At 72.2% G+C, this 23265-nt stretch carries 17 protein-coding genes, 1 tRNA gene and 1 pseudogene; 6 read left to right on the plus strand and 13 right to left on the minus strand.

Features of this window, described 5'->3' with window-relative positions:
• Positions 1-16: 16 nt before the first annotated feature.
• Positions 17-844: a DUF3097 domain-containing protein gene (locus ACFUUZ_RS19545; RefSeq protein WP_378698083.1), complete on the plus strand. Its 828-nt coding sequence runs from the start codon at positions 17-19 to the stop codon at positions 842-844.
• Between the two features lie 77 nt (positions 845-921).
• Positions 922-1734 carry a hypothetical protein gene (locus ACFUUZ_RS19550; protein ID WP_378698086.1) on the plus strand — a complete coding sequence of 271 codons (813 nt, stop codon included), beginning with the start codon at positions 922-924 and terminating at the stop codon, positions 1732-1734.
• Between the two features lie 7 nt (positions 1735-1741).
• Here the strand turns inward: ACFUUZ_RS19550 and ACFUUZ_RS19555 are convergent, their stop codons facing one another.
• Complete coding sequence (locus ACFUUZ_RS19555) at positions 1742-2365, minus strand: trimeric intracellular cation channel family protein (RefSeq protein ID WP_378698088.1); 624 nt, start codon at positions 2363-2365, stop codon at positions 1742-1744.
• 67 nt (positions 2366-2432) lie between these two features.
• On the opposite strand from ACFUUZ_RS19555, the gene ACFUUZ_RS19560 reads away from it, so the two are divergent.
• Positions 2433-2509: transfer RNA gene (locus ACFUUZ_RS19560), tRNA-Met, on the plus strand.
• Positions 2510-2549: 40 nt separating this feature from the next.
• Here the strand turns inward: ACFUUZ_RS19560 and ACFUUZ_RS19565 are convergent.
• The 9 genes from ACFUUZ_RS19565 to ACFUUZ_RS19605 form a co-directional block, all read right to left on the minus strand.
• Positions 2550-3197 carry a hypothetical protein gene (locus ACFUUZ_RS19565; RefSeq protein ID WP_378698091.1) on the minus strand — a complete coding sequence of 216 codons (648 nt, stop codon included), beginning with the start codon at positions 3195-3197 and terminating at the stop codon, positions 2550-2552.
• 47 nt (positions 3198-3244) lie between these two features.
• Positions 3245-4303: a ferrochelatase gene (locus tag ACFUUZ_RS19570; RefSeq protein WP_378698093.1), complete on the minus strand. Its 1059-nt coding sequence runs from the start codon at positions 4301-4303 to the stop codon at positions 3245-3247.
• Positions 4304-4323: 20 nt separating this feature from the next.
• On the minus strand, positions 4324-5154 hold the full coding sequence (inhA, locus tag ACFUUZ_RS19575) for an NADH-dependent enoyl-ACP reductase InhA (protein WP_378698095.1): 831 nt from the start codon (positions 5152-5154) through the stop codon (positions 4324-4326).
• 47 nt (positions 5155-5201) lie between these two features.
• The gene (fabG1, locus tag ACFUUZ_RS19580; protein WP_067649735.1) at positions 5202-5918 is read right to left on the minus strand and encodes a 3-oxoacyl-ACP reductase FabG1; all 717 of its coding nucleotides are present in this window, start codon (positions 5916-5918) and stop codon (positions 5202-5204) included.
• Between the two features lie 108 nt (positions 5919-6026).
• Complete coding sequence (locus ACFUUZ_RS19585) at positions 6027-7028, minus strand: VWA domain-containing protein (RefSeq protein ID WP_378698097.1); 1002 nt, start codon at positions 7026-7028, stop codon at positions 6027-6029.
• Positions 7025-7981, minus strand: a complete 957-nt coding sequence (locus ACFUUZ_RS19590; protein WP_378698099.1) for a DUF58 domain-containing protein — start codon at positions 7979-7981, stop codon at positions 7025-7027. Before ACFUUZ_RS19590 ends, ACFUUZ_RS19585 begins: the two co-directional genes overlap by 4 nt.
• Before the next feature lie 26 nt (positions 7982-8007).
• A complete protein-coding gene (locus tag ACFUUZ_RS19595; protein WP_378698101.1) occupies positions 8008-9189 on the minus strand; it encodes an AAA family ATPase in 1182 nt (393 codons plus the stop codon).
• A 98-nt stretch (positions 9190-9287) separates the two neighbouring features.
• Positions 9288-10694: an NlpC/P60 family protein gene (locus ACFUUZ_RS19600; RefSeq protein WP_378698104.1), complete on the minus strand. Its 1407-nt coding sequence runs from the start codon at positions 10692-10694 to the stop codon at positions 9288-9290.
• Positions 10695-11029: 335 nt separating this feature from the next.
• Positions 11030-11551 carry a DUF6676 family protein gene (locus ACFUUZ_RS19605; RefSeq protein WP_378698106.1) on the minus strand — a complete coding sequence of 174 codons (522 nt, stop codon included), beginning with the start codon at positions 11549-11551 and terminating at the stop codon, positions 11030-11032.
• A 315-nt stretch (positions 11552-11866) separates the two neighbouring features.
• Here ACFUUZ_RS19605 and ACFUUZ_RS19610 point away from each other — a divergent pair, with 315 nt between their 5' ends.
• The 3 genes from ACFUUZ_RS19610 (at position 11867) to ACFUUZ_RS19620 (ending at position 16734) form a co-directional block, all read left to right on the plus strand.
• The gene (locus ACFUUZ_RS19610) at positions 11867-14689 is read left to right on the plus strand and encodes an aconitate hydratase (RefSeq protein ID WP_378698108.1); all 2823 of its coding nucleotides are present in this window, start codon (positions 11867-11869) and stop codon (positions 14687-14689) included.
• A 75-nt stretch (positions 14690-14764) separates the two neighbouring features.
• The gene (locus tag ACFUUZ_RS19615; RefSeq protein ID WP_378698110.1) at positions 14765-15331 is read left to right on the plus strand and encodes a TetR/AcrR family transcriptional regulator; all 567 of its coding nucleotides are present in this window, start codon (positions 14765-14767) and stop codon (positions 15329-15331) included.
• Between the two features lie 473 nt (positions 15332-15804).
• The gene (locus ACFUUZ_RS19620; RefSeq protein WP_378698112.1) at positions 15805-16734 is read left to right on the plus strand and encodes a hypothetical protein; all 930 of its coding nucleotides are present in this window, start codon (positions 15805-15807) and stop codon (positions 16732-16734) included.
• Between the two features lie 82 nt (positions 16735-16816).
• On the opposite strand, the pseudogene ACFUUZ_RS19625 reads toward ACFUUZ_RS19620, so the two are convergent.
• The 3 genes and pseudogenes from ACFUUZ_RS19625 to ACFUUZ_RS19635 all read right to left on the minus strand — a co-directional run.
• Positions 16817-17020 (minus strand): annotated as a pseudogene (locus ACFUUZ_RS19625) (helix-turn-helix domain-containing protein); the annotation flags it as partial.
• 190 nt (positions 17021-17210) lie between these two features.
• Complete coding sequence (locus ACFUUZ_RS19630) at positions 17211-18842, minus strand: ABC-F family ATP-binding cassette domain-containing protein (protein ID WP_378698114.1); 1632 nt, start codon at positions 18840-18842, stop codon at positions 17211-17213.
• A 192-nt stretch (positions 18843-19034) separates the two neighbouring features.
• Positions 19035-23177, minus strand: a complete 4143-nt coding sequence (locus ACFUUZ_RS19635) for an MMPL family transporter (RefSeq protein ID WP_378698116.1) — start codon at positions 23175-23177, stop codon at positions 19035-19037.
• Positions 23178-23265: the final 88 nt, after the last annotated feature.

A 23265-nucleotide genomic window follows, 5' to 3' on the forward strand; every position in this document is an offset into this window, starting at 1 on the left:
GGTAGTTTCGAGAACCGTGAGCGGGCGCGACATCTACGGCGGCGACATCTTCTCCGGACACGCGAGGAAGCAGCGGCGCGCGGTGCCCGAGGTCACCGCCGAGCGCGATCTGGTGGTGGAGGACGCGGCGAGCGGATTCTGCGGCGCCGTGGTCGGTTTCGACCGCAGCTACGACGGCGAGTTCGTGAAGCTGGAGGACCGGCGCGGCGCGGTCCGGCTGTTCGCGCTGCGCGAGGCGGCGTTCCTGCTCGACGGCGAGCCGGTCACGCTGGTGCGCCCCGCCGCGGCGGCGCCCGCGGCGCCCACCCGCTCGGCCTCCGGCTCCACCCGGGTGGACGGGCTGCGCGCCAGGGTGGCGCGGGGCAGCCGGATCTGGGTCGAGGGCGTGCACGACGCGGCGCTGGTGGAGCGGGTCTGGGGGCACGACCTGCGGGTCGAGGGCGTGGTGGTGGAGCACCTGGCGGGGCTGGACAACCTGGGCGCCCGGCTCGCCGAGTTCGAGCCGGGTCCCGGCCGGAAGGTCGGGGTGCTCGTCGACCACCTGGTCACCGGCTCCAAGGAGGACCGGCTGACCCAGGGGCTCGGGCCGTACGTGCTGGTCACCGGGCACCCGTACGTCGATGTCTGGCAGGCGGTCAAGCCCGCCGCGCTCGGTATCCCGGCGTGGCCGTCCGTGCCGCGCGGCGAGGACTGGAAGACCGGCATCTGCACCCGGTTGCGGTGGGGTTCGCCACAGGACGGCTGGCGCCGCGTCCAGGCCGGGGTGCACAGCTTCCGCGACCTGGAATCGCCGCTGATCGGCGCGGTCGAGCGGTTGATCGACTTCGTCACCGACCCGGAGTGAGCGCGGGGGTTCCGGTTGCGCGGGCGACGCCGTCGACGTCGCCCGCCGCTCGCGGACAGCCTCTATGCTCGAATGTCATGTGCTCCCCGAGTGCCACGCTGACGGTGTGGGCCGGCTCCTGGCTGGCCGGCTGCAGCGCGCCCGACGACGTCCTGGAGGCGCTGCAGGCCTGGTCGCCGACGCACACCATCGCGGCGGGCGACCCGGTGACCGGCGGCCGGACCGACCTGCCCTGGTCCGCGCACGGCAACGCGGGAGCCGGGATCATGGCGCTGCTCAAGGTGATCCGGGAGGCGATGGCCGAGCCGGGTGCGCGCATGCGGCTGGTCCTCCCGGTCCCCGGTGACCTGCGCGGACTGCCGCCGGGGACGGCCTTCGCCGCGGACGCGGTGGAGGCCGAGGAGGGGCTGCTGATCGGGGTGCCCGGCGGTGACGGCACCGGGCTGATCCCGCACTGGACCGACGAGGGCACGCTGCAGTGGACCGTGTACAGCGCGCCGGTGCAGCCGGAGTACGGCCAGGACATGTCGCTCGGCGAGGCGGAGTACGCCATGCGCGAGGCGGTGCGGGACGCCGCCGACGCGCTGCAGCAGCTGCACACCACCGCCATGGGCGGCGGCGCCGGCGACCCGCGCGAGCTGATCGAGGCCGAGCTCGCCGACTACTCCAGGCACGGCTACCCGGATTCGATTCCGCTGCGCGCCAAGCGGATTCTGGACACCGCCGACCACGTCGCCGCCATTCTCACGGTGGCGCAGCGGGAACCGGCGTCCCGGCCCACCTCGGCGGGCTCGATGGGCGCCCAGGAGACGCTGCTGCGCCCGCTCTGGGACGCCATCCGCGCCGCCCGGCTGGTCGCCGTGCACGCCGCGGCCGCCCGCTCCGCCTGATCCGGGCTCAGCCCGGCAGCCGGGGCCGGGGCGCTGTCGGGAGCCGCCAGCCGAAGAGCAGGCCGAGCAGGCGCAGGCCGGTCGCGGCCACCGCGCCGATGACCAGCCACACCGACTGGGCGACATCGGTGTAGGTGCCGCCGAGCGCGACGATCGCCGCGCCGAGCACGGCGGGGACGGCGTAGAGGTCCGACGGCTGCAGCAGCAGCGGGATCTCGCGGACCAGCACGTCCCGCAGGATGCCGCCGCCCACCGCGGTGAGCAGCCCGACCAGCGCGGCCGCCGACGCGCTGCCGTGCAGGTCGAGCGCGATCGACGCGCCGGTCGCGGCGAACAGCCCCATCCCGATGGCATCGAGCACCAGGACGGTCCGCCGCAGCGCGGTGAAGGCGGGGTGGAAGAAGAACACCGCCAGCGCGGCGGCCGAGGCGATGCCGATCGGCACCCAGTCCTGCACCGCGGTCGGCGGTACCCGCCCGAGCAGCACGTCGCGCAGGATGCCGCCGCCGACGCCGGTCAGCACGCCGACCGTGACGATGCCCCACAGGTCGAGGTCCTTGCGCACCCCGACCAGGGCGCCAGAGGCGGCGAAGACGGCGATGCCCGCGCCGTTCAGGATTTCCGGCAGCATGCCAGCATCGTGCCGTATGCAGGCGATTTCGCTTCTCGGCGGGCGGTGTGTAACGTAGGGGATGCGACGCGGGGTGGAGCAGCTCGGTAGCTCGCTGGGCTCATAACCCAGAGGCCGCAGGTTCAAATCCTGTCCCCGCTACCACGGTGGCCCCGGAGGATATCCTCCGGGGCCACAACTCTTTTCACGCGCTCTCCGCGATCCGCACCTCGAGATCGAGCCGCCCCGGCCCGTACGTGACGGAGACGCAGATGCCCGTCGCGACATCGAGCCGGATCGTGGCAGGGCCCTCGTCGACGACCCAGTTCTCGTCCTCGAAGTGGCCGCGCAGCAGCGGGCAGCAGGGGCAGCGGGGGTCGTAGTCGGCGAGTGGGAGCGCGGTCGCCTGCCAGGCCGGGCGGCCGGCGTGCTCGACCTCGGCGAGGTCGGTGAGCTCGACGGGGCCGGCGAACTCGGCCGGGTCGAGCATGGCGACCCAGTGGTAGTTCTCGAAGTAGGTGCCGTGGCCGAAATCGATGTCGAAGTCGGCGGGCCGGTTGGCGACCAGGCCGTCCGCGTCGAACTCGGGGACGATGTCGGCGGGCCATACGCCGGGCACCGGCTCCCACGGGCCGTCGCCTTTCTGCTGCATCGAGCCGTCGAAGGGGCGGGCGGCCCGGTGTTCGTGGCACACGGTGCCGTCGGCGTGCTCGATCCGCACGGTGTCCGGGCGCACGACGCGGGCGCGGCGGAACGGCTCGGAGTCCACGGTCCGCCAGGTGAAGCCGGCGCTGCGCCAGCGCCAGGGTGACGACTGCGCCAGCCGTCGGAACTGCGTCTCGGTGGGGGCCATCGGCCCACGCTCCCACACGCCCCGCGGCCTGCGCCGCTCCTTTTCGGTCAGGAAGCGGCGGGGCGGCGCGGGGGTGCGCAGCAGCCGACGGCGCAGGGGGCGCCGTCGGGGGTGGAGCCGAAGCCGGGAACGGCGCCGAGCTTGCGGGCGGGGGCGGCGTCGAGGTGCTCGGCGATCAGCTCGCGGACGAGCTGCGCGAAGCGCGGGTCGGCGCCGGGGGTGCCCGCGCGGGCGAAGGCCATGCCGAGCTCGCGGGCGCGCTCCTCGGCCTCGTTGTCCAGGTCCCAGATGACCTCGAGGTGGTCGGAGACGAAGCCGACCGGGCAGACCACGACGGCGTCGATTCCCTTGCCGCTCAGCGCGTCCAGGTGGTCGACGATGTCCGGCTCCAGCCACGGGATCTGCGGCGGGCCGGAGCGGGACTGCCACACCACGTCGAAGTCGCCGAACCCGACCGCCTCGGCGCAGAGCCGGGCCGCCTCGGCGACCTGGCGGGAGTACAGCTGCCCGCCGAGCGCGGGCGGCCCTGCGGTGCCGTCCGCGGAGACCGGCACCGAGTGCGCGGTGAAGACCAGCCGCGCCCGGTCCCGCCGGTCGGCGGGCAGCTCGGCGAGCGCGGCGCGGACGGCGTCCGCGAACGCCTCGATCAGCAGCGGGTGGTCGAAGTACTGCCGCAGCTTCACCAGCCGCGGCGCGGCATCGCCGACCGCGGCGCGGGCCCGCGCGATGTCCTCGTGGTACTGCAGGCAGCCGGAGTACCCGCCCCACGCCGAGGTCGGGAAGACCAGCGCCGAGCGCACCCCGTCGGCCGCCATCCGCGCGACGGTGTCCTCGATCATGGGGTGCCAGTTCCGGTTGCCGAAGTACACCGGCAGCTCCAGCCCGGCGGCCGCGAGCTCCGCCTCCACCGCGGCGATGATCGCCAGGTTGAGGTCGTTGATCGGCGACCGGCCGCCGAAGTGGTGGTAGTGCTCGGCGACCGCGAGCAGCCGCTCGTGCGGGACGTTGCGGCCCCTGGTCACGTTCTCCAGGAACGGCATCACGTCCTCGGGGCGCTCCGGGCCGCCGAACGACAGCAGCAGTAGCGCGTCGGCCTGTGCGGCCACGGGAGCCTCCTCGGGGTGGGTCAGTTGAAGCTCTCCGGGAACCAGGTGTTGTGGCTGGCACCGCCGTCCACGTACACGATGGAGCCGGTGGTGGCGGGCAGCCAGTCGGAGAGCAGCGCCACGATGGACTTGCCCACCGCGGTCGGGTCGTCCACGTTCCAGCCGATCGGCGAGGCGCCGTCCCAGTACTCGTTGAGCTGGTTCAGCTTGGCCGCGTCGTCGGTCGCGGTGCCCGCGATGGCCTTGGCGGCCAGCGTCTTGATCGGGCCCGCGGCGACCAGGTTGGAGCGGGCCCGCTTGGCCTCGCCGACCTCGCGCGCCACGTACCGGTTCACCGACTCCAGCGCCGCCTTGGCCACGCCCATCCAGTTGTAGTACGGCATGGCGGTGCGCGGGTCGAAGTCCATGCCGACCAGCGAGGCGCCCTCGTTCAGCACTGGGAGCACCGCGCGGGCCAGCGAGGCATAGCTCCACGCGGAGATCTCGAAGGCCTTGGCCGCGTCCGGGCCGGGGCCCTCCAGGAACGGCTTGGCCTCCGGGCCCATCAGGGTGCGCGGGGCGAAGGCGATGGAGTGCAGCACGCCGTCCAGCCCCTGCGGGGCCAGCTCGCTGACCTTGCCCGCCAGCGCGTTCAGGTCGTCCTCGTTGGTGATGTCGAGGCCGATCGCGGGCGGGACCTCCTTGGGCAGCCGCTTGGCGATCCGGTCGATCAGCCGCAGCCGCTCCGGGATCCCGGTGATCAGCACCGTGGCGTCCTGCTCCTGCGCGATGGCGGCGGCGCGGAACGCGATGGACGCGTCGGTGATGATCCCGGTGATCAGGATGGTCTTGCCTTCGAGCAGTCCGCCCATGGGTTCTCGGTTCTCCTGAGGTTCGTGAAGGTGTCGGAAAGCGGGTGTCAGTGACCCATGCCCATGCCGCCGTCGACCGGGATGATCGCACCGGAGACGTAGGCCGAGTCCTCGGACGCCAGGAAGCTCACCACATTGGCGACGTCCTCCGGCTTGCCGAGCCGCTGCAGCGGGATGAACTTCTTCGCGGTGTCGCGCAGGTCGTCGCCGAGCTCGGCGGTCATGTCGGTCTCGATGAAGCCGGGCGCGACGACGTTCGCGGTGATGCTGCGCGAGCCGAGTTCGCGGGTGATCGAGCGGGCCATGCCGACCACGCCCGCCTTGGAGGCGGCGTAGTTGATCTGGCCGGGGCCGCCGCCGAGGCCGACGACCGAGCCGAGGAAGATCATCCGGCCCCAGCGCGCCCGCAGCATGGCGCGGTTCGCCCGCTTGGCCACCCGGAAGGCGCCGGTGAGGTTGGCGTCGAGCACCCGGGTGAACTGCTCCTCGTCCATCCGCATGAGCAGCGTGTCGTCGGTGATGCCTGCATTGGCGACCAGTACCTCGACCGGACCCTGGTGCTGCTCCACCTCGGTGAACGCGGCATCCACCGACGCGCTGTCGGTGACATCGCACTTCACCCCGAACAGCCCGTCGGGCACCCCCGAACCACGATGCGTCACCGCGACCTTGTGACCGTCGGCGAGCAGACGCTGGGCGACCGCGAGCCCGATGCCGCGGTTTCCTCCGGTCACCAGGACCGAGCGGGATGTGGTGTTCGACATGCCGATCAACCTACCCGCTCGAATCCCGCCCCCACGACGAGGCCACCAGGTTTGTCGGACCGCCATCCGCGCACGCCCGCCGTCGTGTGAGACGCCACAACGACGGACCTACGGCAGCCGCTGGCGGCGCAGCAGCCCGGTGACCACACCCGCGGCGACCAGCAGCATGCCGAGCAGCAGCCACGGGCGGCTGGCGTCGCCCCTGGTGAGCTCGTAGCCGATCTGCTCCTCCAGGGTGTCGTAGACCGAGGTCAGCTCCTGCAGCGAGGATGCCGTGTAGAACTCGCCGCCGGAGAGGCGGGCGATCTCGCGCATGGCGTCGTCGTCCACCTCGACGCGGACGTCGTCGGTGCCGCCCTCGGGGCGCGGGATGTGCACGACGCCCCACTTGGTGCCGAAGGAGATGGTCGAGATCGGCACGTTCTTGGTCTTGGCCAACCGGGCCGCGACGAACTCGTGCCGCGGGTCGTCCTGGTCGTTGAAGTCGGGAACGGTCTGCTTGCCGTCCGACATGAGCACGATCCGCGCGGGCGGCGGCTCCTGCGCCCCGCCGAGCACCGAGGCCAGCGTGTCGATGGCTTGCAGCGCGGTGAGGATGCCCTCGCCGGTGGCGGTGCGCTCGGCGAGCTTCACATTGTCGATGGAGGCCTTGACCGCCTCGTGGTTCGTGGTCGGCGAGACCATCACCGACGCGGTGCCCGCGAAGCTGACGAAGCCGATGTTCAGCCCCTCCGGCAGCCCGTCGACGAAGTCCTTGCCCGCCTTCTGCGCCACCTGCAGGCGGTTCGGCGCGACGTCGGTGGCCTCCATGGAGAGCGAGACGTCCATGACGATCATGACGGTGGCGCGGTTCCGCGGCACCTTCTGCACGCTGGTCGGCCCCGCCGCGGCGATGGTCAAAAAGATCAACCCGACCAGCATGAGCGCGATCGGCGCGTGCCGGAACGGGCTCGGCCGCGCGGGCGCCACCTTCTCCAGCAGCTCCATGTTGCCGAAGCGCAGCATCTGCTTGTGCCTGCCGCGCTGCACCAGCACGTAGCCGAGCACGATGAGCGCGACGATCGCGAGGAATCCGAGCCAGATCGGTGCGTTGAAGTGGGAAATGCTCACTGCCGAGGCACCCCGCCGGTCGGGGCGCCGAAGCTCTGGCGCCGGGTGGACACGAACCGGACCACGTCGGCGATCCAGTCCCGGTCGGTACGCAGGGCGAGCACCGGCGCGCCGCAGCTGCGCAGCGCCTGCTCCACCTGGATGCGGTGCTGCTCCGCGGCGGCCGCGTAGTCGGCCCGCAGGGTGTCGGTGACGGTGAATTCGCGGGTGCGCCCGGTCTCCGGGTCGTGCAGCACCACGTCGCCGACGTCGGGCAGGGTCAGGTCGCGCGGGTCGAGCACCTCGACGGCGAGCAGGTCGTGCCGCGCCGAGATGGCGCGCAGCGAGCGCTGCCAGTCGATGTCGCCGAGGAAGTCGCTGATGATCACCGCGAGGCCGCGCTTGCGCTGCGGCCTGCGCAGCGACTCGATGCCCGCCTTCAGGTCGCCGCGCACGCCGTCGGCGGCGTGCGGGGTGGTGGCGATGCCGCGCAGCAGCGACTGGGCGTGCACCCGGCCACTGCGCGCGGGGATCCGCACCAGCCGGTCACCGGTGGCGACGACCGCGCCGATCCGGTTGCCGCCCCCGCTGGTCAGGTGCGTGACGGCGGCCGCGGCGGCGATGGCGAGATCGCGCTTCTGGCACAGCGCGGTGCCGAAGTCGAGGCTGGCCGAGAGGTCGACCACGATCCAGGTCTCCAGCTCGCGGTCGGCGATCATCTGCCGGACGTGCGGGTTCGTGGTGCGGGCGGTGACCGACCAGTCCATCTGCCTGACGTCGTCGCCGGGCTGGTAGATCCTGGCCTCCCCCGGCTCCGAGCCGGGGCCGGGGATGAGCCCGAGGTGGTCGCCGTGCAGCACGCCGTCCAGCCTGCGCCGCACGGTCAGCTCGAGCGTCTTCAGCGCCGCCGACAGCTTCGGGTCGGTGAGCTCACCGGCCCGGAACGACGGCGGGGCATGGGTCGGATTCGGCACGCGGGCAACCGGTTCGGAGGCCGCCGTCACTGCGGCTGACTGTTGCCGGCGGCCTGCGGGACCGGCGCGCCCTGCGGATGCTGCTGCGGCGGCACGCCCTGCTGCTGCGGGTACGGCTGCTGCTGGCCGGGGGCGGGCGGGGCGCCCGCCCCGTTGCTCCCGGTGACGGCTTGCGGGGCCACCTGCGGCAGCCCGACGGTCTGCAGCACCCGGCGGATCACGTCCTCCGGCGAGACCTCGTCGGCGAGCGCGTCGTAGGAGAGCACGAGGCGGTGCCGCAGCACGTCCGGGATCACCTCGACCACGTCCTGCGGAACCACGTAGTCGCGGCCGCGGATGAGCGCCACCGCGCGGGCGGCGGCGATGATGCCGAGGCTGGCGCGCGGCGAGGCGCCGTAGGCGATCCAGCTCGCGACGTCCTGCATGCCGAACTCCAGCGGCTTGCGGGTCGCGGCGATCACCCGGACCACGTAGTCGACCAGCGCGTGGTGCACGAAGGTGTTGGCGGCGAGCTTCTGCAGCCGGATCAGCCCCTCGGGGTCGAGGATCCGGTTCGCGGTGGGCGGGGTGACGCCCATCCGGTAGATGATCTCGCGCTCCTCCTCGACCGTGGGGTAGTCCACCACGACCTTGAAGAGGAAGCGGTCGCGCTGCGCCTCGGGCAACGGGTAGACGCCCTCGCTCTCGATCGGGTTCTGGGTCGCCATGACCAGGAACGGATCGGGCATCGGGTAGGTCTTGCCGCCGATCGAGACGTGCCGCTCGGCCATCACCTCGAGCAGCGCCGACTGCACCTTGGCCGGGGCGCGGTTGATCTCGTCGGCGAGCACGAAGTTCGCGACCACCGGGCCGAGCTCGGTGTCGAACTCCTCGCGGCCCTGGCGGTAGATCCTGGTGCCGACGAGGTCGGTGGGGACCAGGTCCGGGGTGAACTGCACCCGGGAGAAGGAGCCGCCGACCACGGTGGCGAAGGTCTCGACGGCGAGCGTCTTGGCGATGCCCGGCACACCCTCCAGCAGCACGTGGCCGCGCGCGAGCACGCCGACCAGCAGCCGCTCCACGAGCCGGTCCTGGCCCACGATGACCCGCTTGACCTCGTAGATCGCCTTCTCGAGGAGCTGCACGTCGCGGTCGAGGGTGCTCCCGGGGGCAGGCGATTCCTTCGCCAGATCCGCCCCGCTCACACCATCCGTCGAAGTCACCAACATCCCCGCTTTCGCCTCGGTCCTGTGCGTGCTGCCACAACTATTCCAGGTAATGGGCCGCCCCGCCGCAACCGGTGCGCTTTCGGCGCGCGCGAGGCTCCTCAGCCGGTGACGATCCGGACCGCGTACGGCATGATCCCGCTCGTGCGGACCGGCGACACCTTCACGACGTCGCCGGACTGCGGCGCTTCGATCATGGTGCCGTCACCGAGGTAGAGCGCGACGTGCTGACTCCCGCCCGCGCCCCAGAACAGCATGTCGCCGCGGCGGCGCTGCTCGACCGGGACCCGGGTACCCGCGTTGTACTGGTAGCCACTGTAGTGCGGCAGCGCCACCCCGATGCCCGCGAAGGCGTAGAGCATCAGCCCGGAGCAGTCGAAGCCGACCTTCTTGTAGTCGCCGTGCTGGTCGGCGACGCCGCCGTCCTTGATCCCGAGAGTCGGGCCGTCCTCGTCGCCGCCGCCCCAGGCGTAGGTGACGCCGAGCTGGGACATGGCGCGGTCCACCACGGTCTCGACCGCGGCCGAGCCGTGCACCGACGGGGAGGACGGCTTCGGCTTCTTGGGCTTGGACGGCTTGGACGGCGTCGCCTCCAGCTGGGTGTGCGGCCTGCTGCCCTGGTTGAGCGTGGCGGCGCGGTCGCGCGCGGCCTGGTCGACGGCGGCGCGGGCGGCGGCCGCCGCGGCCGCGGCGAGGATCGCCGCCTCCTCCGCGCGGCGCTGCCGGTCCCAGTCGATCCAGACGGCGCGCTGGTCCTGCAGCCCGGAGACGGCGCTGCGCGCCGCGTCGAGCCTGCCCTGGGCGGCGTCGCGGGCCTGCTGGAGCACGTTCCGCTGCACGGTCTGGCGGTCCAGCTCGGCGGTCGCCGCGGTCACCGCGTTCTGCGCCGCGTCCTTCTTCACCTCGGCGTCGGCGGCGGCCGCGTCGGCGATCGACTTCGCCTCCCTGGCCTCGGCGTTACGGTTGCCCTGGTCGAGCTGGGCGCGCCGCAGCCCGTCCAACACCGACTGCTGCCGCTTGGAGACCAGGTCGAGCACCTGGGCCCGGTCCAGCGCGGCGTCCGGGGTGGCGGCGGAGAGGTAGCTGACCATCGCCCCGGCGCCGGGGCGGGTGTAGGCCTCGGTGGCGAAGTCGTCGAAGTCGCCGCGGGCCCGCTCCACCTGCTCGCCCGCCGCGGTGAGCGATTGCACGGTCTCGGTCACGTGCGCGGCGGCGGCGTCCGCGGCGTCCCTGGCGTTCTGCAGGTCGACCAGCGCCTTGTTGACCTCCTCGCGGGTGCGGGCGACGGCGTCGTCCAGCACCTGCAGCTGCTGGTCGGCGGCGGCGACCTCGTTCACCAGCCCGCTCACCTCGGTGACGCCGGAGTCGACCTGCGCGCCCGCCCTGGCGATGTCCTGGTCGCTGGGGTTCGGCGGCGGCGGTGGCACCGCGAGTGCCTGCCCGGTACCGACCAGCAACACCGCGGCGATCAGCAATCCGACAGCGACCCGTAGTCGACGTCGTTGCATCGGTTTGCCACTAGTACGCATCGGGACCTCCCGCGGGAACACCACCACTCAGCAGCAACAGCAGACCCGCCGGGAACGGGGGTCGGTTTCATGCCCTTCCACCACTATTTCCCCAGGCGCATCATGTTGAACCGTACGTCGCAGGAGTTACCGAAGGAACTTTTCCGAGCGAACTACAGCCGCGTAATTCGGTCGTTGCTACTTATTTGCCATATGCCCGTCAAGAAGTTCCGGCCAAAACGAACCGGACGTTCTGAAAGTTAGCTACAGCCGCGACCGGAGGCCGCGAAAAAGCCGCCACCGGGAGCGGTGACGGCTCGGCGCGACGGAACGGGTCAGCGCGGCCCGGAGTGCTCCGACCCCCGCCTGCGCGCCTTGAGCCAGGCCAGCCCGCCGACCAGCAGCACGGTGATCGCGATGAGCACGCCGGTCAGCACGGACCAGGAGATCCCCTCGGGCTCCTGCAGCCGCTGGGTGAAGACCCCGACCGCCGCCGCGGTGTCGCCACCCTTGTACTTGGCGGTGTCCTCGGCCCACTCCAGCCGGACCCGGCTGATGCTGTCGCTGTCGGTGCCGATCCAGTCGTCGCTGAAGACCGCGACGGTGCCGTGCTCGAACTTCGACACCTCGGTCGCCAGGTCGCGCAGCTGCGAATCGTGCCAGGGGTTGCCCGGCACCACCACCACGCTCAGCTCGATGCCGTCGGCCCGCGCCTGCGCCACCAGGTCGGCCAGCTCCTGCTGGTCGGTGCCGCTCGGTGCGGCGACGTGGTCGCCTGCCAGGTCAGCGCGGATGGCGTCGAGGTCGGTGCCCTCGGGCAGGCCGGTGGCCATGGGGCCGAAAACCGAGTTGGTCACGACGGTCGTATCCATCCGATCTCGCGTCGCCTCGACAGCGGAGGCTCTGGTTCCTACAGTGACAGCGGTTTCGCGCGGTGCGGGCATCCGCCCGGCACACGTCCGAGAGCACAGTACGCGACCGGGCCGTCCCGGCTTTCCCTGCGGCACGCCGGGCGGGCCCCCGACGTTCACAGGACAAGCGTACTGTTAAGGTCGTAGCCGCGAGGCAAACGGCATCCCGAGCCCTTCGGGAACGCCGCGGGGCCCTCGAAAGACTCGGTCACCGGCACAGCCCCGCCGGCGACCGCACCCTCACAGACGAGTGGAGCTGACGTGACGACGAGTAACGATACTTTCGGCGCCAAGGGCACCCTCGAGGTCGGAAGCAACTCCTACGAGATCTTCCGGCTCTCGGCCGTGCCGGGCACCGAGAAACTCCCCTACGCCCTCAAGGTTCTCGCCGAGAACCTGCTGCGCACCGAGGACGGCGCGAACATCACCGCCGACCACATCAACGCCATCGCGAACTGGGATCCCTCGGCCGACCCGAGCATCGAGATCCAGTTCACCCCGGCCCGGGTGATCATGCAGGACTTCACCGGCGTGCCCTGCGTGGTCGACCTGGCCACCATGCGCGAGGCCGTCACCACGCTCGGCGGCGACCCGAACAAGGTGAACCCGCTCTCCCCCGCCGACATGGTCATCGACCACTCGGTGATCCTGGATGTCTTCGGCCGCGCCGACGCGCTGGAGCGCAACGTCGACCTGGAGTACCAGCGCAACGGCGAGCGCTACCAGTTCCTGCGCTGGGGCCAGGGCGCCTTCGACGACTTCAAGGTCGTCCCGCCCGGCATGGGCATCGTGCACCAGGTGAACATCGAGTACCTGGCCCCGACCGTCATGGTCCGCAACGGCCAGGCCTACCCGGACACCTGCGTGGGCACCGACTCGCACACCACCATGGTCAACGGCCTCGGCGTGCTGGGCTGGGGCGTCGGCGGCATCGAGGCCGAGGCCGCCATGCTCGGCCAGCCGGTCTCCATGCTGATCCCGCGGGTGGTCGGCTTCAAGCTGACCGGCGAGATCCAGCCCGGCGTGACCGCCACCGACGTGGTCCTCACCGTCACCGACATGCTGCGCAAGCACGGCGTGGTCGGCAAGTTCGTGGAGTTCTACGGCGCGGGCGTGGCCGAGGTGCCGCTGGCCAACCGCGCCACCCTGGGCAATATGAGCCCGGAGTTCGGCTCCACCGCCGCGATCTTCCCGATCGACGGCGAGACCATCAACTACCTGCGCCTCACCGGCCGCAGCGACGAGCAGCTCGCGCTCGTCGAGGCGTACGCCAAGGAGCAGGGGATGTGGCACGACCCGGAGCGCGAGCCCGCCTACTCCGAGTACCTCGAGCTGGACCTGAACACCGTCGTGCCGTCGATCGCCGGGCCGAAGCGCCCGCAGGACCGCATCCTGCTCAGCGAGTCCAAGGTGGCCTTCCGCAAGGACATCCACAACTACACCAGCGACGCCGAGGGCGCGGTCGCGGCCGACACCCCGCACACCCAGCTGGACGAGGCGGTCGAGGAGTCCTTCCCGGCCAGCGACCCGGCGGTGCTCTCCTTCGCCGACGACGGCGCGGTCGACGTCACCCCGTCCGCGGCGAACAACGCCGAGGGCCGCCCGACCAAGCCGGTCACCGTGCGCTCGGCCGAGCGCGGCGACTTCGTGCTCGACCACGGCGCCGTCGTGGTCGCGGGCATCACCTCCTGCACCAACACCTCCAACCCGTCGGTCATGCTCGGCGCCGCCCTGCTGGCCCGCAACGCGGTGGAGAAGGGGCTGGCCAGCAAGCCGTGGGTGAAGACCAACATGGCGCCCGGCTCGCAGGTCGTCTCGGACTACTACGAGAAGGCGGGGCTCTGGCCCTACCTGGAGAAGCTCGGCTTCTACCTGGGCGGCTACGGCTGCACCACCTGCATCGGCAACACCGGCCCGCTGCCGGAGGAGATCTCCAAGGCGGTCAACGACAACGACCTCTCGGTCACCGCGGTGCTCTCCGGCAACCGCAACTTCGAGGGCCGCATCTCCCCCGACGTGAAGATGAACTACCTGGCCTCGCCGCCGCTGGTCATCGCCTACGCGCTCGCGGGCACCATGGACTTCGACTTCGAGACCGACCCGCTGGGCCAGGACACCGAGGGCAACGACGTCTTCCTGAAGGACATCTGGCCCTCGGCCCAGGAGATCGACGACACCATCAAGTCGACGATCAGCCAGGACATGTTCCGCAAGTCCTACGCCACCATCTTCGACGGCGACGAGCGCTGGCAGAACCTGGCCACCCCGGAGGGCGACACCTTCGCCTGGGACCCGGACTCCACCTACGTCCGCAAGGCGCCGTACTTCGACGGCATGGAGCTGGAGCCCGCCCCGGTCACCGACATCACGGGCGCCCGCGTGCTCGCGCTGCTCGGCGACTCGGTGACCACCGACCACATCAGCCCGGCCGGGCCGATCAAGCCGGGCACCCCGGCCGCGCAGTACCTGGACGAGCACGGCGTGGAGCGCAAGGACTACAACTCGCTCGGCTCGCGGCGCGGCAACCACGAGGTGATGATCCGCGGCACCTTCGCCAACATCCGGCTGCGCAACCAGCTGCTGGACGACGTCTCGGGCGGCTACACCCGCGACTTCACCCAGGACGGCGGCCCGCAGGCCTTCATCTACGACGCCGCGCAGAACTACCAGGCGGCGGGGATTCCGCTGGTCGTGCTCGGCGGCAAGGAGTACGGCTCCGGCTCGTCCCGCGACTGGGCGGCCAAGGGCACCAGGCTGCTCGGCGTGAAGGCCGTCATCACCGAGTCCTTCGAGCGCATCCACCGCTCGAACCTGATCGGCATGGGCGTGATCCCGCTGCAGTTCCCGGCGGGCGAGTCGGCCAAGTCGCTCGGGCTGACCGGCACCGAGGTCTTCGACATCGAGGGCATCACCGCGCTCAACGAGGGCAAGACCCCGAAGACGCTGAAGGTGACCGCCACCAAGGAGGACGGCGAGAAGATCACCTTCGACGCCGTGGTCCGGATCGACACCCCCGGTGAGGCGGACTACTACCGCAACGGCGGCATCCTGCAGTACGTGCTGCGCAATATGATCCGCGGCTGATCGCAGGTTCCGTCACGGAAGGTCCGTGCACCGCGCCGCGGTGCGCGGACCGCTCCGTTTCCCCCGAGGAGCCTTATGCCCAAGGTCAGCGATGACCACCTCGCCGCGCGCCGCAGCCAGATCCTGGACGGCGCGAGGCGCTGCTTCGCCGAGTACGGCTACGACGGCGCCACCGTGCGCCGCCTGGAGGACGAGATCGGGCTCTCCCGCGGCGCGATCTTCCACCACTTCCGGGACAAGGACGCGCTCTTCCTCGCGCTCGCCCAGGAGGACGCCGAGCGGATGGCCGACGTCGCCGCCAACCAGGGCATCGTCCAGGTCATGCGGGACATGCTCGCGCACCCGGAGGAGTTCAACTGGCTCGGCACCCGGCTGGAGATCGCGCGCAGGCTGCGCACCGACCCGGAGTTCAGGGCGGGCTGGAGCCAGCGCTCGGCCGAGCTCACCGCGGCCACCCTGGCCCGGCTGGAGCGCCGCAAGGCGGCGGGCGCGCTGCGCGACGACGTGCCGACCGACGTCCTGCTCGGCTACCTGGACCTGGTGCTGGACGGGCTGATCGCCCGGATCGCCTCCGGGCACACCAACGAGAACCTGACCGCGGTGCTCGACCTGGTGGAGGCCTCGGTCCGCCGCCGGGACTGACCCGGCTCGGTCCGGCGCCCGGACCGATCGGCGCAGCGCCGGGCGCGCGCTGCGGGGCTGCTCTCGGCGATTCGCCGCCGGGAGCGGGCCCGGTCGCGTCGGCGGGGAGCGCGCGGTCCCCCGCTCAGCATCCTTGACGGACCGGGCGCGGGCGCGCTGCCCAACACCGACAAAACCCTCCCCGCCGGGGTAGCGCACGTTATGCTTCGAGCAGGCTCATTCGCCACTCCGCAAACTCGGGGCAGCAGATGAAGCGCGGCTCGGCGGGCACGGTGACAGCGACGGCGCGAGTGGCTCGACGGGCAGGATTTCGCCGGGTCGACCCGACCGTGAGCAGCAGCACCGAGCAGGACGGAGCATCCATGATCGACAGCGCCTGCCGCGGCCGCACCGACCCCCTCGATCTCCAGCACATCTCTGGCAATTCTTCGGCGACCGTCCGGCAATCGATGAAGCGCCGGGGCTGAGCGCCGGTGACAGCACACGGCTCCAGCTCGGTCCTCGTCGTCGCCGACACCGACGACCGGCACGCGGCGGCGCTGGCCGCGACCGTGCGAGAACAGCACGGCCTGAACGCCATCCGGCTCGACCCGCGCGAATTCCCCGCCCGCACCGGCAGTTTCCGGGTGGATCGCGGCGGCACCGCGCGCTCGCTCTCCCGGATCGTCGGGCTGGATTCGGTGCGCTCGGTCTGGTGGCGGCGGACGACGGGGCAGACCCTCCCGCGCTCCGGCGGCGCGGAGGCGCAGTCGGAGAGCGACGGCTTCCTGCAGGGGCTGCTCTGGTCCATCCCGGCCTACTGGGTCAACGACCCCGGCGCCGACCGCACCGCCTCGCGCCGCATCGTGCAGCTGGAGACCGCCCGCCGAGCGGGGTTCGCGGTACCGGAGACGCTGATCACCAACGACCCGGACGAGGCGCGCAGCTTCGTCGGCTCGCGCCGGGGCGCGGTGGTGCGCAAGCGCGGCAACGCGGGCGGGCGCGCCCGCACCCAGCTCTGCACCGACGCCGACCTCGGCGATATCGAGGCCATCCGGAACACCCCCACCGCGTTCCAGGACTACATCGCCGCCGAGTGCGACCTGCGCGTGGTCTGGGTGGACGGAGTCGAGTGGGCGGTACGGCTGGTGCCGGGCCACGCCGAGAGCGGCGCGGCGGCGGCCCCGCTCCAGCCGGAGCGGCTGCCCGCCTCGGTGGGCAAGGCGCTGACCACGCTCATGGGCGCGCTCGGGCTGAGCTTCGGGGTGCTCGACCTGCGGATCGGCCTCGACGGCGAGTACTACTTCCTCGAGGTCGATCCGCAGGGCCGCTTCGCGCACCTCGCCGCCAGGGCCGAGCTCCCCATCTTCCGCAGCCTGGCCAACCTGCTGGTGCTCGGCGACGGCGCGGTGGCCGACCTCTGAACCGGGCGCTCGACCGAACCACCGTGCGCCGCAATCGTTCCCGGGCACAGCCGAGCCGCCCGGACGATGCCGGGCAGCGGAGCTAGGACGCCGCCTTGCGCCGGTTCGCGCCGCCGCGGCTGCGCAGCTGCACGTCCGATTCCACGAGCACATTGTGGATGAAGCCGTACGAGCGGCCGGTGGACTGGGCCAGCGATCGGATGCTGGCGCCGGCTTCGTACTGCTTCTTGAGCTGGGACTGCAGCCGATCGCGGGACTTCCCGGTGACCCGGGTGCCCTTCGCGAGCGGCGGCTCACCGGCGACCTTCGCGCCGGCCGATCTGGTAGAGGCTGTCCTGGGCGCGGCAGTCTTGCCGGTTCCGGGCCGATCCTTGCGTGTGGGCCTGTCGCTCATGGCTTCCTCCGAGTCGCCGAGCAGCGCTCATTCCAGGCTAGACAAGGCACCGGCCGCGATCAACGGCTCCTTGTGATGAAAGTCACGCGAGCTGAATCAATTCCAGATATTCGGCCGACCAGTGGTCCTCGGTGCCGTCCGGCAGCAGGATCACCCGCTCCGGATTCAGCGCCTCCGCCGCGCCGGGATCGTGCGTCACCAGCACCACCGCGCCCGCGTAGGTGCGCAGCGCGTCCAGCACCTGCTCGCGGGAGACCGGGTCAAGGTTGTTCGTCGGCTCGTCCAGGAGCAGCACGTTCGCCGCCGAGGAGACCAGCCCGGCCAGCGCCAGCCTGGTCTTCTCGCCGCCGGAGAGCGTGCCCGCGGGCTGCTCCAGCTGCGGGCCGGTGAACATGAAGGCGCCCAGCAGGCCGCGCAGCTCCTGCTCGCCCGCGTCCGGGGCGGCGTGCCTGATGTTCTCCCAGACCGTCGCGCGGTCGTCCAGGGTGTCGTGCTCCTGAGCGAAGTAGCCGACCTTGAGGCCGTGCCCCGGGTCCAGCTGCCCGGCACTCGGCTGCTCGACCCCGGCCAGCAGCCGCAGCAGCGTGGTCTTGCCCGCGCCGTTCAGCCCGAGCACCACCACCCGGCTGCCGCGGTCGATGGCCAGGTCCACGCCGGTGAAGATCTCCAGCGAGCCGTACATCTTGGTCAGGTTCGAGGCCATGAGCGGGGTCTTGCCGCAGGTGGCGGGCTCCGGGAACTTGATCCTCGCCACCTTGTCGGCCACCCGCACGTCGTCCAGCTCGGCGAGCAGGCGGTCGGCGCGCTTCGCCATCTGCTGCGCGGCAGTGGCTTTCGTCGCCTTGGCGCCGAGCTTGGCGGCCTGCGCCTTGAGCGCGGAGGCCTTCTTCTCGGCGTTGGCGCGCTCGCGGCGGCGGCGCTGTTCGTCGGTGGCGCGGGCGTCCAGGTACTTCTGCCAGCCCATGTTGTAGATGTCGGCCTCGCCGCGCACCGCGTCCAGGAACCAGACCTTGTTCACCACGTCGGCGAGCAGGTCCACGTCGTGGCTGATCACGATGAGCCCGCCGTCGTGGTTCTGCAGGAACCCGCGCAGCCAGGTGATCGAGTCGGCGTCGAGGTGGTTGGTCGGCTCGTCGAGCAGCAGCACGGTGTCCGAGCGGCCGCCGCTGCCGTCCGAGGCGGCGAAGAGGATCCTGGCCAGCTCGATGCGGCGGCGCTGGCCGCCGGAGAGGGTGCGCAGCGCCTGGCCGAGCACCCGGTCCGGTAGGCCGAGGCTGCTGCAGATCCGGGCGGCCTCGCTCTCCGCCACGTAGCCGCCGAGCGCGGAGAACCGCTCCTCCAGCCGGCCGTACTTGCGCACCGCGCGCTCCCGCTCGGCGTCGTCGGCGACCTCGGCCATCAGCGCCTGCTGCTTCTCCATCTGCCGGATCAGCGCGTCCAGGCCGCGGGCGGAGAGCACCCGGTCCCTGGCCAGGACGTCCAGGTCGCCCTCGCGCGGGTCCTGCGGGAGGTAGCCGACGTCGCCGGAGCGGATCACCGTGCCCGCGTACGGCTCGCCCTCGCCCGCCAGGATGCGCAGGGTGGTGGTCTTCCCCGCGCCGTTGCGGCCGACCAGGCCGATCCGGTCGCCGTTCTGCACCCGCAGCGCCGAGCCGGGCGCGGTGAGCAGGGTGCGGACTCCGGCCCGGACCTCCAGGTCGGTCGCGGTGATCACAGGACAATCTCCTCGCTTGTTCGGGGCGGGCGGCGGGCCGATCGGAGCGCCGCTCTCGCAGTGTGCGCGGCCCACACGCCCGGGAACCACCGATTTTACCGGTCGCCGTAAGGTGCCTTGTCACGACTACCGCGGGTGCCCGGGTGTCGACGGGCTCGTCGGCGCCGACGAAGCGAGAGGCGGATGCCCGTGCTAGGGCGTTTCGTCCGGCGTGGTGGGGATGTTCCCGGTCGTGGTCTGCTTCGCCGCGGCGGTCTTGCGGGGTGCGCGCTTGGCCGGTGGCTTCGGTGCCCCGTCGGCAGGAGCCGCCGTCTTGCGCGCGGCGGTGCGCTTCGCAGGCGCCCCTCCGGTCGTCTTGCGCGCGGCAGTCCGCTTCGCCGGGGCGGACGTCGGCTCGGCCGCGCCCGGCTCGACAGGCGCGATTGTCGGCTCGGCCGCGTCCGGCGCGGCAGGCGGAGTCGCCTGCTCGGCCGAGGCGGGCTCGGTATACGCTGCCGCCCGCTCTGCTGAGGCAGGCTCACTATGCGCAGCCGCTTGCTCGGCTGTGGCGGCCTCGGCAAGCGCGGTCGCCCGCTCAGCAGCGGCAGGCTCGGCAGGCACAGCCGCCTGCTTGGTTGCGCCGGGCTCGGCAGGCGGAGTCGCCTGATCTGCGGTCGCCGTAATCGGCGCGGTAGCCGCCTTGCGCGCGGTGGTGCGCTTGGCCGGAGTCTTTCGGGCGGTCGTCTCCGCGACGGGGACCGCTCCCTCGACCGGGGCCGCATTCGCTGTCACCGCCACCTTGCGGGCGGTGGCCTTGCGCGGAGCCGTCTTCTTGGCGGGCGCCGCCTTGTCGTCGCCGACCACCGGGTCCGCCTGCGCGGTGGGGGCGGCCTCCCCTGCCTGCGGTGCAGTCGTCTTCCGCGCAGCGGTTCTGCGGGGAGCGGTCTTCTTCGCGGGCGCGGCTTCGGCACCGCCGGGTGCCGGATCCCCGTGCTCGGCGGGAGTCGCTGCCTCGACCTGGGGAGCGACCGCTTTTCGTGCGGTGGTCCTGCGCGGAGCGGCCTTCCTCGCGGGTGCCGCTTCCGCACCTGCCGGGTCCGCCTGCGCAGCGGAAACCGGCGCCTCGGGTTGCGGAGCGACCGCCTTCCGCGCGGTGGACTTGCGGGGCGCGGCCTTCTTCGCGGGCACCGACTCCGGAGCGGGATCGGCGCTTCCGATCGGCGCCGCGGCCGTCTTCCGCGTGGTGGACTTGCGCGGAGCGGTCTTCTTGGCGGGCACCACCTCGTCGCCCGCGGCCGCAGGGACCGCCTTCTTGGCAGGCGTCTTCCGTGCGGGGGTGCGCTTGGCAGGCGCGGCGATCTCGGGCTGCGCGACCGGGCTTTCGGCGCTCGCCTCGGGCGAGGTGGGCGCCTTCTCGACGGGGGTCTCCGGAGCCGCGACGGCCGTGCGTGCCGTCCGCTTGCGCGCGGTCGTCGCAGCGGCGGGCACGGTCTGCGACGCCGCCTTCCGCCCCGGCCTCTTCCGCGCCCCGACGGCCGTCTCAGCCGCCTCCCCACCCTCGACCGCTGCTGCCGCCGGTGATACGTCGGCGAAGTCCCCGGTACCCGTCTCGGTGGAAGCACCGGCAGCCGTCTCGGCCGAAGCACCAGCCGAAGCACCAGCCGAAGCACCGGTCGACGCCTCGGTCGACGAACCAGTCGGCAACTCGGTCGACGCACCGGTCAACGACTCGGTCGACACACCAGACGACGCCTCGGTCGACGCAGCGGTCAGCGACTCGGTCGACACACCAGACGACGCACCGGTCGACGACTCGGGTTCGGACGTTGCCGCCGCGTCCTCGGTCTGCTCGATGCGCGGGGCGGACGGCGATGACTCGACGTCGGCGACCAGGGGACGTTCGACCGACACGCGGGGCGACTCGTCCGGCGTCGGATCGGCGGACACCGGCGCGGTGACATCGTCCTTCGCGGGCGCGACGGGCTCGGCGACCACGGCGGGCGCGGGGGCACGCCGATCCGCACCCTCGCGAGCGACCGCCCGCGACGACCGCTCGACAGCGGCGACCCCCCGCTTCCCGGAACGCCCGGAGCGGAACGCCGCCGAGTCCCGCGGCGGCGGCACCACGACCGGCGCGACGGCGGCACCACTCGGCTTCTCGTCGATCAACCACCGCGCGGGCGCGGCGGCGGCCGGAACGGGCTCCGCGGGGCCGTCGTCCAACCCGATCCGCGCGTGCACCCGGCGCAGGAACCTCGGCGCGTACCAGACGCGATCCCCGAGCAACTTCATCCCGGCCGGCAGCAGGAACCCGCGCACCAGGGTGGCGTCGACCAGCACCGCGAGCGGCAGCCCGATGCCGAACGCCTTCATGAAGGTGATGTCGGAGGCGAGGAAGCCGAGCAGCACCAGGGAGATGAGCACGGCGGCGGCGGTGACGATCCGCCCGATCCGCTCCAGCCCGAGCGCCACCGCGGCCTCGCTGTCGCCGGTGCGGCGGTACTCCTCGCCGATCCGGCTGAGCAGGAACACCTGGTAGTCCATGGCGAGCCCGAAGGCGATGCCGAAGAGCATGACCGGGACGGTGGGCGGCAGGTCGCCGGTGACGGTGAAGTCGAGCAGCCCGGAGAGGTGCCCGTCCTGGAAGATCCAGACCAGGGCGCCGAAGGTGGCGGTGAGGCTGAGCGCGCTCAGGATCAGCGCCAGCACCGGGAGCACCACGCTGCCGGTGAGCAGGAACAGCGCCACGAACATGAGCAGCACCACGAAGCCGAGCGCGAACGGCAGCGCGGCGGTGATCGAACCCAGCGCGTCGTCGTTGGTGGCGGCGAGGCCGCCGATCAGCACCGGGGAGGGTGCGGGCACGTCGCGGACCGCGTCCACCAGGCGGTCGAGCGCGACCGGGTCGCCGGTGGCCGGGACGACGGCCAGGTAGGCGGCGCCGTCGGCGCCGAAACCGGAGTGCAGCGCGCCGGGCGCGGCGAACTGCATCCCGTTCGCGTAGCTGCCGGTGACGGTGTCGACGCGGCGCACGTCGGGCAGGTCGGAGAGCGCGGCGGCGTAACCGCCGACCCCATCGGCGGACTCGGGCAGCACCGCGACCAGCCCGTTCTGCTCGGTGATGCCGAACTCGGCGGCGACGGTCTCGGCGATCTGCCGCGACGACATGCTCTCCGGCAGCGCCCGCTCGTCCGGGAAGCCCAGGTTGACGTGCAGGAACGGCGCCCCGAGCAGGAGCAGCAGCGCGGTGACGGCGAGCCCGATGGGTAGCGGGCGGCGCATGACCAGGGTGGCGAGCCGGTGCCAGAAGCCGTCGGTGGCGGCGCCGGTGGCGCGCTTGCGCGGCCGCAGCCTGCCGCTGTCGATCCGGTGGCCGAGCAGCAGCAGGAGCGCGGGCAGCACGGTCAGCGAGACCAGCGCGGCGAGCGCGGCGACCAGCAGCCCGGCGTACCCCATCGAGCGCACCGCGACGAGCGGGAAGAACAGCAGCCCGGCGAGCGCGATGGCGACGGTGGCGGCGGAGAAGGCAACGGTCCGCCCGGCCGAGCGCATGGTGGCGGCGAGCGCGGCGGCCGGTTCGGCGCCCGCGTCGAGCTCGTCGCGGAACCGGCTGATCATCAGCAGGCTGTAGTCGATGGCGAGGCCGAGGCCGAGCAGGGTGGCGACATTGCTCGCGGTGGCGGCGACGTCGGTGAGGCTCGCGACGGCGGTGAGCGCCCCCACCGTGAGCAGCACCGTCACGGCGGCGACCACCAGCGGGAGCGCGGCGGCGACCAGCCCGCCGAAGACCAGGAGCAGCGCGATCAGGGTGATCGGGAAGGCGATGGATTCGCCGAGCACCACGTCCTTCTCGGTCTGCTGCACGGTCTCGCGCAGCAGCATGGCGTAGCCGCCGACCCGGACCTGCACCGGATCGTGCGCGCCGCCGAACCGCTCGGCGAGCCCGCCGATGCGCGCATCCACCTCGGCCTCGGTGCCGAGCACGCTCGCGACGATCAGCCCCTTGCTGCCGTCGGCGCTGCGCAGTGCTGCCGGTTTGCCTGCGGTCCAGTAGGAGGTGACCCGCGCGATGCCGGGTTCGGCGGCCAGATCGCGGGCGAGCGTGGTCGCGGCGGCGGCCGCCGCGGTGTCGTCGACCGAGGAGCCGGTCTCGACCAGCAGCACCAGGTTGGGCGCCCCCGCGTCGAAGGTGTCGCGCAGAACCGTTGCGGCACGGGCGGATTCGCTGCCGGGGTCGCTGTACCCGCCGCCCTGCACCTTGTCGAAGAGGCCGGAACCGAAGGCGCCGAGCCCCAGCGCGAGCGCCGCGAACACGACGAGAATCACCCTGGCGCGGCGCCTGGTCAGTTCGAACACCGAGAGTCCCCTCGTCCTGCGATCATCGCTCTTCGCGCCGCCGACCTGCGCGATCACCGCGAAACGCGGCGATACCGGCCCGGCACGC

Origin of the sequence: Nocardia sp. NPDC057353, assembly GCF_042667085.1 — a bacterium.
GTDB lineage: Bacteria > Actinomycetota > Actinomycetes > Mycobacteriales > Mycobacteriaceae > Nocardia.